The 11,296-nt window shown below is 56.0% G+C and carries 8 protein-coding genes; 2 read left to right on the top strand and 6 right to left on the bottom strand.

What is annotated here, in order from left to right; translation table 11 throughout:
- From HP459_RS16540 to lrp, 6 genes are all read right to left on the bottom strand, one after another.
- On the bottom strand, nt 1-184 hold a 184-nt coding region (locus tag HP459_RS16540; protein ID WP_171936505.1), incomplete at its 3' end, for a twin-arginine translocation signal domain-containing protein.
- 211 nt (nt 185-395) lie between these two features.
- Nucleotides 396-1,688, bottom strand: a complete 1,293-nt coding sequence (serS, locus tag HP459_RS16535; RefSeq protein WP_003858266.1) for a serine--tRNA ligase — start codon at nt 1,686-1,688, stop codon at nt 396-398.
- 92 nt (nt 1,689-1,780) lie between these two features.
- Entirely contained in the window at nt 1,781-3,124 is a 1,344-nt protein-coding gene (gene rarA, locus HP459_RS16530) for a replication-associated recombination protein RarA (protein WP_171936504.1), read from the bottom strand.
- Nucleotides 3,125-3,133: 9 nt separating this feature from the next.
- Nucleotides 3,134-3,748 carry an outer membrane lipoprotein chaperone LolA gene (gene lolA / locus HP459_RS16525; RefSeq protein WP_022647618.1) on the bottom strand — a complete coding sequence of 205 codons (615 nt, stop codon included), beginning with the start codon at nt 3,746-3,748 and terminating at the stop codon, nt 3,134-3,136.
- 127 nt (nt 3,749-3,875) lie between these two features.
- A complete protein-coding gene (locus tag HP459_RS16520) occupies nt 3,876-7,559 on the bottom strand; it encodes a DNA translocase FtsK 4TM domain-containing protein (RefSeq protein WP_171936503.1) in 3,684 nt (1,227 codons plus the stop codon).
- A gap of 135 nt (nt 7,560-7,694) precedes the next feature.
- On the bottom strand, nt 7,695-8,189 hold the full coding sequence (gene lrp, locus HP459_RS16515; RefSeq protein WP_000228469.1) for a leucine-responsive transcriptional regulator Lrp: 495 nt from the start codon (nt 8,187-8,189) through the stop codon (nt 7,695-7,697).
- Nucleotides 8,190-8,732: 543 nt separating this feature from the next.
- Here lrp and trxB point away from each other — a divergent pair.
- Together trxB and cydD are read left to right on the top strand one after the other, a co-directional pair.
- Entirely contained in the window at nt 8,733-9,701 is a 969-nt protein-coding gene (gene trxB, locus HP459_RS16510) for a thioredoxin-disulfide reductase (protein ID WP_022647616.1), read from the top strand.
- 114 nt (nt 9,702-9,815) lie between these two features.
- Nucleotides 9,816-11,296, top strand: a 1,481-nt coding sequence (gene cydD / locus HP459_RS16505) for a cysteine/glutathione ABC transporter permease/ATP-binding protein CydD (RefSeq protein WP_171936502.1), incomplete at its 3' end; no start/stop codon positions are given.

Genomic DNA, 11,296 nt, shown 5'->3' with positions numbered 1-11,296 from the left:
CACTCCACACCACTTTTTCCGGGGCTGAAGCGGGAGACAGAGCCTCCGCCGCCGACGCCAGACGGGTAAAAGGAAGCGTAAAGGCGCTGCTGGCAACCGCCAGACCACCTATTGCCGTGGTTTTCATCAACCCACGGCGAGTGACCTCGGCAGCCATTAACGCTTCAGGCGCTTTGATTTTCATAAAGACTCACTTTGGTTGCTCACAAAGAAAAGAGAGGCGGCGCATACCGCTATGTAGTTTTATATATAACGAATTCCTTCGTTACAGGTGTTTTATGCTAACTTTCGTTCGGAGGAGTATTACTACTTTAGAGGGAGGGAATATTGCGTCGTATCAAATCAAAGATATAAAAAAAGCGCCCTGAGGCGCTTTTTTGTTTTGCAGCAAAATATTAGCCGATAAACTGCTGGCCTTTCATGTAAGGACGCAGCACCTCAGGGATCTCAATACGACCATCTGCCTGCTGGTAGTTCTCCAGCACGGCAACCAGCGTACGGCCAACCGCCAGACCAGAACCGTTCAGGGTATGAACCAGACGGGTCTTCTTGTCGGACTTGCTGCGGCAACGCGCCTGCATACGACGCGCCTGGAAATCCCAGACGTTAGAGCAAGAGGAGATTTCACGGTAGGTGTTTTGCGCAGGCACCCAGACTTCGAGGTCGAAGGTTTTGCAGGCGCCGAAGCCCATGTCACCGGTGCACAGCGCCATACGGCGGTATGGCAGCCCCAGCAGCTCCAGCACTTTCTCTGCGTGACCTGTCATCTCTTCCAGCGCGTCCATAGACTCTTCCGGACGAACGATCTGCACCATCTCAACTTTATCGAACTGGTGCATACGGATCAGACCGCGCGTATCACGACCGTAAGAACCGGCTTCAGAACGGAAACATGGAGAGTGCGCAGTCAGTTTGATTGGCAGATCGTCTTCGTCGATGATCTCATCACGCACGAGGTTGGTCAGCGGCACTTCCGCGGTTGGGATCAGCGCGTAGTTGCTGCTGTCAGCTTCTTCGTCCAGCGGACGGGTATGGAACAGATCGCCGGCAAATTTCGGCAGCTGGCCTGTACCGTACAGCGTATCGTGGTTAACCAGATACGGAACGTAGGTTTCGCTGTAGCCATGCTGCTCGGTGTGCAGATCCAGCATAAATTGCGCCAGCGCGCGATGCAGGTGAGCAATCTGACCTTTCATTACCACGAAGCGAGAACCGGTCAGCTTAACCGCAGCCGCAAAGTCCAGGCCCGCGTGCATTTCGCCCAGCGTCACGTGATCGCGCACCTCGAAGTCAAACTCGCGAGGCGTACCCCAGCGTTTCACTTCAACGTTGTCGTTTTCGTCTTTGCCGACAGGGACGCTGTCGTCAGGAATGTTCGGGATCGCCAGAGCGATATCACGAATTTCAGCCTGAAGAACGTCCAGTTCAGCTTTCGCCTGATCCAGCTCTTCACCCAGTTTGTTCACTTCCAGGCGTAATGGCTCAATATCTTCCCCGCGCGCTTTCGCCTGGCCAATGGATTTCGATCGAGAATTACGCTCTGCCTGCAGATTTTCTGTTTGTACCTGCAAAACTTTACGACGCTCTTCAAGAGCGCGCAGCTTATCTACATCCAGCTTAAAGCCCCGGCGTGCCAGTTTTTCAGCGACTGCGTCTGGCTCATTACGCAGCAGATTGGGATCGAGCATGCTTATCCTGTGCTTATCGAATTAAAAGAGGAAAAAGTGACCACAGCCTGCGGCCACAGAGATATATTGCCAACATTACCGCAACGATTGAACTAACGGTAGCGTTTTATAGGGCTATTTTGATCCTGTCCGGCAAGCCAGGCGAGCTTTTCGCCAATCTTACCCTCAAGACCTCTGTTTGTGGGGTGATAATAGCGGGTTTGTGCCATCTCCTGCGGGAAATACTCTTCCCCGGCGGCGTAGGCGTTGGGTTCGTCATGGGCGTAGCGATACTCCTGCCCGTAACCCATCTCTTTCATCAATTTGGTAGGCGCATTGCGCAGATGAACCGGCACATCGTAGTCCGGACGTTCACGTGCATCCGACATCGCCGCTTTGAAGGCGGTATACACCGCGTTACTTTTCGGTGCGCAAGCCAGATAGACAATTGCCTGCGCAATGGCACGCTCGCCCTCCGCAGGCCCGACGCGGGTAAAGCAGTCCCAGGCGGAAATAGCGACCTGCATGGCGCGTGGATCGGCATTACCGACATCTTCTGACGCAATCGCCAGGCAGCGACGCGCGACATATAACGGATCGCCACCGGCGGTGATGATACGCGCATACCAGTAGAGCGCCGCATCCGGAGCGCTGCCGCGCACGGACTTATGTAAAGCAGAGATGAGGTCGTAAAAACGATCGCCTTTATTATCGAAGCGCGCGCTGCGCTCACCGGCAATTTCGGTGAGCAGTTCAGGCTTTAATACGCGCTTGCCCGCATCGTCCACTTCGGCCATATCGGCCATCATTTCGAGCGTGTTCAACGCACGACGGGCATCACCGTTAACCAGTTCGGCGATAGCAAGACGCGTCTCGTCCGGCAGAACGATATCCTGTCCGCCGTAACCGCGCGCGTTGTCCTCCATCGCCTGCGTCAGAACTTTTTCGATATCTTCCGTGGTCAGCGATTTAAGCAGATACACGCGCGCCCGGGAGAGCAGCGCAGAGTTCAGTTCAAACGACGGGTTTTCCGTGGTGGCGCCGATAAAGAAAATCGTACCGTCTTCAATGTGCGGCAGAAAGGCGTCCTGCTGGCTCTTGTTGAAGCGGTGAACTTCGTCGACAAACAGAATGGTGCGACGTCCGGCATTGCGGTTTTGTCGCGCCCGCTCGATCGCCTCGCGGATCTCTTTCACCCCCGACGTGACCGCCGAGATGCGCTCAACGTCCGCGTTGGCATAGCGGGCAACCACTTCAGCGAGCGTGGTTTTTCCGGTGCCGGGTGGCCCCCAGAGGATCATGGAGTGCAGATGCCCCGCCTCAATAGCGCGCGGCAAGGGTTTCCCCGCAGCCAGCAGATGTTGCTGACCGATGTACTGCGCTAAATTTTCTGGCCGCATACGGGCGGCCAGAGGTTGAAACGCATTATCTGAAAAATCGAGCGACAGGTTGCTCACTCATGCCTCTTACTTATTGCGTTGGTCGTCCACCGTTACGCCCTGCGGCGGGGTAAAGGTGAATTTCGATGCATCAATGGCGCCGTTTTGCTGAGACTTCAACTGATAGCTGCTGCGCTGATCGTCCTGCTCAACCGCGCCGAACTGATTGATGGTACCGTTGCTGCTCACGTTAATGGTGAACTGCTTCAGATTACCGTTGCTGCCTTTTGGCGTCAGGACGAACTCATCACCGTTTTGTTTGATGTTGTACTGCTGCCAGTCGCTGGACTGGTTACGGGCAATGAGCATAAACGGCGTATTGCTGGTCGCGTCTTTGAGCCAGGTGGCGGTCGCCTGCTCAACAAACGGATTGTAGAACCACAGGGTTTTACCGTCAGACACCAGAACGCTTTCATCCGGCTGGGTCATGTGCCAGTTGAACAGATTTGGGCGTTTCACCCACAAATCTCCCTGGCCTTCCTGCACCGCGTTGCCGCTGCCGTCAGTCACTTTTTGCGTGAAGCTGGCGTGGAAACTGCTCACTTTATCCAGTCGGCTTTTAAGGTCGCTGGCTGCATCAGCCCAGACGCTGCTGGCAACAAAACTGGAGAGTAATGCACAGGCGATGGCGATTTTTTTCATTGTTATTCCTTAAAATACGTCTTCCCGATATGGGGGTTCCGTTTCTATTCTGTACCTGCCCGAAGGCAGGCGACAGAAGAAAATGCTTAATTTTTGCTGATTTACCCTTCTTTGCAATCGCTGAAGATTACTCAAAAGGCGGTGGCGCCAGCACCTCACGGTTACCGTTGTGCCCCTGTTCGCTCACGATGCCCTGGGCTTCCATCTGCTCAATGATACGCGCCGCGCGGTTGTAACCGATACGGAACTGGCGCTGCACGCCGGAGATGGACGCTTTGCGTTTTTCGGTGACGAAATTAACCGCCTGGTCGAATAACGGATCCAGCTCTTCGCCGCCGTCAAAACCACCGCCGCCACCTTCGTTTTCGCTGTCAGAGGTGATGCCGTCAACATATTGCGGTCGCCCGCGCGCTTTCCAGTCTTGCACAACCGCGTGCACTTCCTGGTCGCGAACAAACGCACCGTGAACACGCACCGGCGAGGTGGAGTTCGGCCCGGAATAGAGCATATCACCCATCCCCAGCAGCGACTCTGCTCCGCCCTGGTCAAGGATAGTACGGGAGTCAATTTTACTCGACACGGTAAACGCGATACGGGTCGGGATGTTTGCCTTAATAAGACCGGTGATTACATCCACGGACGGACGCTGCGTTGCCAGTACCAGGTGGATGCCCGCCGCACGCGCTTTCTGTGCCAGACGCGCAATCAGCTCTTCCACTTTCTTGCCAACGGTCATCATCAGGTCGGCAAATTCATCCACCAGCACCACGATGTAAGGCAGTTTTTCCAGCACCGGATGCTGGGCATCCATGCTGTCACCCGGCTTCCAGTATGGGTCCGGAATCGGACGGCCCATACGCGCCGCCTCGGCGATTTTCTCGTTATAACCGGCCAGGTTACGCACGCCCAGCGCCGACATCAGCTTGTAGCGACGCTCCATTTCATTGACGCTCCAGCGTAATGCGTTGGCGGCGTCCTTCATGTCGGTAACCACTTCCGTTAACAGATGCGGAATGCCTTCGTAGACGGACAGTTCGAGCATTTTTGGGTCGATCATGATGAAACGCACGTCTTCAGGCTGCGCTTTGTAGAGCATACTGAGGATCATGGCGTTCACCCCGACCGATTTACCGGAGCCGGTAGTACCCGCAACCAGCAGGTGCGGCATCTTCGCGAGATCGGCAACCACCGGATCGCCGGCGATATCTTTACCCAACACCACGGTCAGCGGGGACGGGTTGTCGCGGAATTTGGTGTTATCCAGAACTTCACGCAGATAAACGGTCTGGCGTTTCTTGTTTGGCAGCTCAAGGCCAACGTAAGGCTTGCCTGGGATCACTTCCACCACGCGTACCGCCACGGTGGACAGAGAACGCGCCAGGTCGCGGGAGAGGTTAGAAATACGCGCCGCTTTTACGCCCGGTGCCAGGTTCAGTTCGAAACGGGTGATCACCGGGCCCGGTGAGTAGTTCACCACGTCCGCTTTAATGCGGAAGTCAGCCAGACGCGCTTCCACCAGACGGGCCATCTGCTCAAGGGCAAAGGTATCCACCGGCTCGACTTCCGCTGGCGGTGGCGTTAACAGATCCAGCGACGGCAGCGGCGTACTTGGTCGTTGCAGCGGTCGGCTGTCTCCGTTACGCATCAGCAGCGGGTGAATCAGGCTCTCCTGCGGCTGTGGTGCTGGCTGCTGGAACTGTGGCTGAGGCGGTTGAGAAGGTGTCTGCGGCTGCGCATACGCCTGCGGCGCCGGCTGTTGCGGCTGCACATAAGCCTGTGGTGCAGGCGGCTGACGCACCGGCTCCGCTTCCGGCATTACGCTCGGCGTGAACAGCGGTTCGCTTGGGCCATCATCCACCAGATCTTTCATTGGTGAGAATTCGAAATCCGACAGCGAGAACGGGTTTGCCCCCGAAGGTTGCTCACCGGAATAACGCTGCTGCTGCGTTGCTGCAAACTGGCGCGCCAGCTCCGCTTCGGCCGCATCATCGTCGTCCTGCTGTGAAGGCACGTGATGGTGTGAAGGCACGTCATGCTGATACTCTTCGCCGTAACGCTGATTCTGCTGGGCAGCAAACTGACGCGCCAGCTCATCCTGATGCAGTTCGTCGGCATCATCTTCGTAGTCGGACTCACGGGCTTTTTCTTCCGCCATACGCTGGGAAGGCAGTTTAATGCCATAAGAGGCCAGCTCCCGGCGAGTCGGTACGCGCACGCGGTTAGGGCGCGGCAGCTGTGGACCAATGCCCTCTTTCACCTGAGGACGCGGGGCGCTGTCGGCTGCCGGGCTGAATAGCGGAGCGGACGCGGCAGCGGCTGCCGTTGCCTGCTTCACGGCTTCTGCACCCGACGCAACGGCTGGCGTAGGTTCTACAGGTGGAACGCTGACCGAAGGCGCTTTTGCAACGGGCTCCTGCACCGGCTCGGGCACGGGCTGATACCAGGCGGCAAGCTGCTCGCGCTCACGGGCGCGGCGCTCTTCCACTTCTTCAAAATAGTATAATGGCGGACGGGATGGCTTCGCTTCCTCCACCACTTCGGGTTCAGACACCGGTGCAACGTATGGCTGTTCAGGTACAGCGGGTTCGGGCGTATAAGCCTGATACGGTTGTTGCGGCACGCTGGCAGGCTCAGGCGGCTGATACGGTTGCTGCCACTGTTCCTGCTGCACAGGAATATAACTTTCAGGCTCAGGCGCAATGGTCGGTTCAGGCGTATGGACGCCTGGCGCAGTCTGCCAGTCTACCTGCGGTTGCTGGATCGCGGACTCCGGTGCCGGAACAGGCGAGGACGGCATCACGGCTTCAACAGGCGCAACATGGGCCTGCGCAGCCGTCGTTGCGGCAGCAGCAGCGGCTACTGGTTCAGTCACGGAGTGGCCATTCAGCAGCGGATCGTATTCGTCATACTCTCCCGGCGTCGCTCGATGGCCAGAGAACAGTACGTCATCAGGGTCGACGGCCGCACCGCGATACTCAATCTGCTCGTCTTCATCCATACGTTTGCCGGAGAACAGCGCGGCATCCGTTTTACGGCCTAACGGGTTAGCAAATTTTTCAGCGACGCGCTGGCGGCGCGCCAGAGCACCGCGCAGAATACGCGCGCGGCGAGATTCACGCCGCTGTACAGGCGCCTCGTCTTCCTCTTCGTACTCATCTTCATACTCGTCTTCATCGACCCACGTATCGTCACGACGGGTACGGTTGCTGGCGAACGTCAGCAGCGTCAGAATAAAGCTGCCGATCTTCTCAGCAATGCTCACCCAGGACCAGCCGGTAAACAGCGTCAGGCCCGCCGCCCAGATACAGAGCAGCGCCAGCGTGCCGCCGCTGCTATGAAGCATCGGTTGCAGCGCGGAGCTCAACAGGCTGCCGATCACCCCGCCGGAGGCGAAGTACCAGATATCATCAGCATTGATCGCCGCCAGCCCACAGGAGGTGAGGATCAGCGCCAGGGCGCCAATCAGGCGCAGCGAAACGGCAAAATAATCGATGTAGTCGTCGTTCTGTCGATGACGCCAGGCAAACCAGCATCCGCCAATAATGATGACGGGAAGGGTATAAGCCATCACTCCGAAAATGAAAAAGAGCGTGTCCGCAAGCCAGGCACCGGGAACGCCACCTAAGTTATGAATAGGCTCATGCCATGCGGTTTGCGACCAGCTGGGATCTGAGGGGTTGAAACTGAGTAAGGCGGCCATCAGCCAGACGGCAAAAAGGGCAATAACAATCAGTAACGCCTCGAGGAGACGACGTCCGCTGCTTAGCTTAGATAATGTGACTTCTTTGTCTTCAGTGTATTCCTGGCTCAAGAAAGGCTCTCCAGGTATCAGGCATGTCCTGCCTGTGTGCTAAAACGGACAACAGCGCCGGGTATCCCCGGCACTGTTGCTGTATGGATTAACAGGAGTGTAATCAAACTACACTGATTTTGCACCTGTTCCGTGTTAGCGCGTCTTAATAACCAGACGATTGCTCTGTTTGACCTCTTCCATCACCACATAAGTACGGGTGTCGTTCACGCCTGGCAGACGCAGCAGGGTTTCACCCAGCAGCTTACGGTAGGCGGACATATCAGGCACACGGGTTTTTAACAGGTAGTCAAAATCACCGGAAACCAGATGACACTCTTGAATTTCTTCAAGTTTTTGTACAGCGGCGTTAAATTGCTCAAACACATCCGGCGCACCACGATTCAGAGTAATCTCAACAAATACCAGAAGTGAGGCATCCAGATAATGCGGGTTTAGCAGAGCCGTATAGCCCTGAATAAAACCCTGTCTTTCCAGTCGACGCACACGCTCAAGGCACGGCGTCGGGGAAAGTCCCACACGTTTTGAAAGCTCGACGTTGGAAATACGCCCATCCTTTTGCAATTCATTAAGAATGTTACGATCGATACGGTCGAGATCTTTGCCAGGGCGCTTCTTGCTATCTACCATTATTATTGTCTCTCTGTATTCCTTCCCTACTCCTGCCTGGACCCTGTGCACATCACTGTTCAGAGCCTGCACCCGTTATTCATCACATCGCCTGGTTATGTATTAGATGCGATGTGGATTCGGGTTCTGCGGTAAGAAGACCGTTGCCCGAAAGCAGTCACAGACATCACGTATGGCGTCTGTCCACACCATGCGTAGATTTCACTGACCCGGTAAAAATGGCATTTACGTGCATGTCTATTCGACATGCAGTTCATGCGTCTTTTTTTCTTCCTTGAATGTTTTCGCAAAAGCGCAGGGGATTGTCAAAGCAAAACATCGATTTTTAGTACAAGATGCCGGATATTCATTACGGGGGGGTATTAATCATCATTTTATTGCCTTATAAACGCGCGATTTTCAGTAGCAGACGTGATATGACCGTGTCTGATCCATAGGGCGTGACTATTGCATATATCGGAAGCAAAACTGTCGTGCTCTTTTTTTACGGCAACAAATTCCCTACAATCCAGCCCATTGCCTGCCAACAACAATGGGGATCTCATGGGCACGACCAAACACAGTAAGCTGCTAATCCTTGGTTCTGGACCTGCGGGATATACCGCAGCGGTCTATGCTGCACGCGCTAACCTGCAACCGGTACTGATTACCGGGATGGAAAAAGGCGGTCAGCTGACCACCACCACGGAAGTGGAAAACTGGCCGGGCGACCCGAACGACCTGACCGGGCCGCTGCTGATGGAGCGCATGCACGAGCATGCTGCTAAATTCGAAACCGAAATCCTGTTCGACCACATTAATAAAGTGGATTTGCAGAACCGTCCGTTCCGTCTGACCGGCGACAGCGGTGAATACACCTGCGATGCGCTGATCATCGCTACCGGTGCCTCTGCCCGTTATCTCGGTCTGCCGTCTGAAGAAGCATTCAAAGGGCGCGGCGTATCAGCCTGCGCGACCTGCGACGGTTTCTTCTATCGCAACCAGAAAGTTGCGGTGATCGGCGGCGGCAACACCGCTGTGGAAGAAGCGTTGTATCTGGCGAACATCGCCTCAGAAGTACACCTGATCCACCGTCGCGACACCTTCCGCGCCGAGAAGATCCTGATCAAACGCCTGATGGATAAAGTGGCGAGCGGCAACATTGTGCTGCATACCAACCGTACGCTGGAAGAAGTGACCGGCGATCAGATGGGTGTGGCAGGTCTGCGAATTCGTGATACGCAGAACACCGACACCGTCGAAACGCTGGAGGTGGCAGGCCTGTTTGTGGCTATCGGTCACAGCCCGAACACGGCCATTTTCGAAGGCCAACTTGAGCTGGAGAACGGCTACATCAAAGTGCAGTCTGGCATTCACGGCAATGCGACGCAGACCAGCATCCCAGGCGTCTTCGCGGCTGGCGACGTGATGGACCATATTTATCGTCAGGCGATCACCTCTGCGGGCACCGGCTGTATGGCCGCCCTGGACGCAGAACGCTATCTGGACGGACTGGCAGAACAAGGTAAATAATCTTTACAAGTCAGTAACAAACGTAAATAAAGGCGGCCACTGGTCGCCTTTATTTTTGCTCACGTGTAACATGCAGATGTCTAATTTCTTATAACGTCACCTGCAAAGTACGCAATGGAAAAAACCCGTCAACAAGAGTTAACGCGCTGGCTGAAACAGCAAAGCGTTCTGTCCCGCCGCTGGCTTATGATTTCCCGCGTTCTGGGATTTATCAGCGGTCTGTTGATTGTTGCCCAGGCATGGCTGCTGGCCCGCATTCTCAATCATATGATCATGGAGAGCATCCCGCGCGAAGCGCTGCTGCTGCCGTTTATCGTTCTGGTGCTGGTTTTCGTCCTGCGTGCGTGGGTGGTCTGGCTGCGCGAACGGGTTGGGTTCCATGCCGGCCAGCACATCCGCTATGAGATCCGCCGCAAAGTGCTCGACCGGCTTTCGGAAGCCGGGCCTGCGTGGATCCAGGGCAAACCGGCCGGTAGCTGGGCGACGCTGATCCTTGAGCAAATCGACGATATGCACGATTACTATGCGCGTTATCTTCCACAGATGGCGCTGGCAGTGTTTGTGCCTCTGATGATTGTTATCGCCATCTTCCCTGTTAACTGGGTAGCGGCTCTGATCCTGATGGGGACCGCCCCGCTCATCCCGCTGTTTATGGCGATGGTCGGCATGGGCGCGGCAGATGCCAACCGTCGCAACTTCCTTGCGCTGGGTCGGTTGAGCGGTCATTTCCTGGACCGTCTGCGCGGAATGGAAACCCTGCGGATCTTTGGTCGTGGTGAAGCGGAAACCGAAAACATTCGCCTGGCGTCGCAGGATTTTCGTCAGCGCACCATGGAAGTGTTGCGCATGGCCTTCCTTTCTTCCGGCGTGCTCGAGTTCTTTACCTCCCTGTCGATCGCGCTGGTGGCGGTTTACTTTGGCTTCTCATACCTCGGCGCGCTGGACTTTGGCCACTACGGTACGGCGGTCACGCTTTCCGCCGGGTTCCTGGCGCTGATCCTGGCCCCGGAATTTTTCCAGCCGCTTCGCGATCTCGGCACCTTTTACCATGCCAAAGCGCAGGCGGTGGGTGCTGCCGACAGCCTGAAAACCTTTATGGAAACGCCGCTGGCACATCCGGAGCGTGGTGAGGTGACGCTGAATACGAACGATCCGGTGACCATTGAAGCACAGGATTTTTCTGTTCTGTCGCCTGAAGGCAAAGTGCTGGCCGGCCCGCTAAACTTTACCCTGCCTGCCGGGCAACGTGTGGTGCTGGTGGGTACCAGCGGCTCAGGTAAAAGCTCATTGTTGAATGCGCTGTCAGGTTTTATGGCGTACACCGGATCGCTGCGTATCAACAAAACGGAGCTACGCGAGCTCGATCCTGATGCCTGGCGTAAACAGTTAAGCTGGGTGGGTCAAAACCCTCAGCTGCCTGCCCCGACGCTGCGCGAGAATGTGCTGCTGGCAAGGCCGGATGCACGTGACGATGAGCTGCAATCGGTCCTCGACCGCGCCTGGGTCAGCGAGTTTTTGCCGCTGCTTGCGCAGGGTGTCGATACCGTCATTGGCGATCAGTCTGCCGGGCTGTCAGTGGGCCAGGCACAGCGCGT

The sequence above is a fragment of the Enterobacter sp. CM29 genome (genome assembly GCF_013179605.1).
GTDB classification, from domain to species: Bacteria; Pseudomonadota; Gammaproteobacteria; order Enterobacterales; family Enterobacteriaceae; genus Enterobacter; species Enterobacter intestinihominis.
The sequence above is the reverse complement of the archived record's forward strand: the minus strand, read 5'-3'. Positions and strand labels throughout refer to the sequence as shown.

Bases quoted from the DNA above. Each gene is read 5' to 3' on its own strand.
- lrp (WP_000228469.1), bottom strand. From the start codon at position 8,189: ATGGTAGATAGCAAGAAGCGCCCTGGCAAAGATCTCGACCGTATCGAT.
- serS (WP_003858266.1), bottom strand. From the start codon at position 1,688: ATGCTCGATCCCAATCTGCTGCGTAATGAGCCAGACGCAGTCGCTGAA.
- trxB (WP_022647616.1), top strand. From the start codon at position 8,733: ATGGGCACGACCAAACACAGTAAGCTGCTAATCCTTGGTTCTGGACCT.
- lolA (WP_022647618.1), bottom strand. From the start codon at position 3,748: ATGAAAAAAATCGCCATCGCCTGTGCATTACTCTCCAGTTTTGTTGCC.